Annotated in this window: 1 protein-coding gene; it reads right to left on the bottom strand. The window is 68.1% G+C overall.

Annotated elements, in window-relative coordinates:
- Positions 1–175 precede the first annotated feature (175 nt).
- Positions 176–1072: an oxygenase MpaB family protein gene (locus MJ783_RS07685; RefSeq protein WP_370651503.1), complete on the bottom strand. Its 897-nt coding sequence runs from the start codon at positions 1070–1072 to the stop codon at positions 176–178.
- Positions 1073–1230 lie beyond the last annotated feature (158 nt).

A 1230-nucleotide genomic window follows, 5' to 3' on the forward strand; every position in this document is an offset into this window, starting at 1 on the left:
AGGCCATCCGGGTGAACGTCGACCGGATGAATCCTGTCGCCGATGAACAGGTGCGCGGGCAGGCCGGAGTCGACGAGCGCGGAGACGGTCACACCGGCGGTCCGCCCGCCGCCGAGCACCGCCACCCGGGGGAGCTGAGCCACGAACAGCAGACTAACCAGTATTTGTCAGATCGTTACGTCCTCTGGTGGGGGATCTTCGGCTGGGATGCGCACCGGGCGGCACCGGGTGCCTGGTAGAGCGAGCGTGGCAGCCTGAGCAGCGCGGCGCGTGTCGCTCTGCCGCATACCGAGGCGGTCAGGTCCACCGCGGCGGTGTCGGGCAGCCCGTAGAGCTGGCGAGTCCAGCGGGGCAGCATCCCGACCGCGATCGCGGCCAGTACGGACCAGCCGGGCCGCGCGGGGGTGGCCAGCGTCACCCACCGGGGCATCGGCGGGCGCAGGATGAAGCCGACCGCCTCCCGGGACTGCGCGCTGGCCCGCAGCCCCGGCCGCATCCGGGTGAAGTAACGCTCGACCTCCGCTCGATTGGACGGGACGTCACACGCGGGGATGCCGACGAGCTCGGCCGCGCGTATCTGCTCGGCGAAGTAGGTGTCGGCCTGCTTGTCGGTGAGCGCCAGCCCGCACCGGCGTGTCGTGCTGAGGAAGGACTCGACCTCGCTCACGTGTACCCACAGCAGCAGTTCGGGATCGGTGGCCCGGTACGGCCGGCCGGTGCCCGCCTCCACGCCGTGGACGCCCGCGTGCACCCGGCGCACCCGGGCGGCCGCACGATGCGCGGATTCCGTGCTTCCATAGGTGATCGTGTCGACGTATTCGACGGTCCGCCGCAGGCGTCCCCACGGGTCGATCCGGTAGGTGGAGTGGTGGGCGACACCAGCCATGGCGAGCGGGTGCACCGCCTGGAGGAGCAGCGCCCGGATCCCGGCGATGGCCATGCCCGGATCGCCGTGTACCCGCCAGGTCACACTGCCTGGACCGAACAGGCCGGTATCCCTGTCCGATCGGGTCGCCCCTGCGTCCGATGGCGTGGTCGGGCCTGCCGCATGCTGTTGGTCAACCACTCGCACATCCCCACTCAGACGCGTGTTCGGAACTCTATGAAGTCAAATGACTTCAGATAGTGTCGCATATGCGGGGCGGTCGGATGTGACCGGTGCTTTATGTATTATTATATTTACTTAGAGTGTTTGATGATGATGGTGTGGATCAAGAAGCAGGGCCGGGG

The sequence above is a fragment of the Protofrankia sp. Cj3 genome (genome assembly GCF_917627355.1).
Classification (GTDB): Bacteria; Actinomycetota; Actinomycetes; order Frankiales; family Frankiaceae; genus Protofrankia.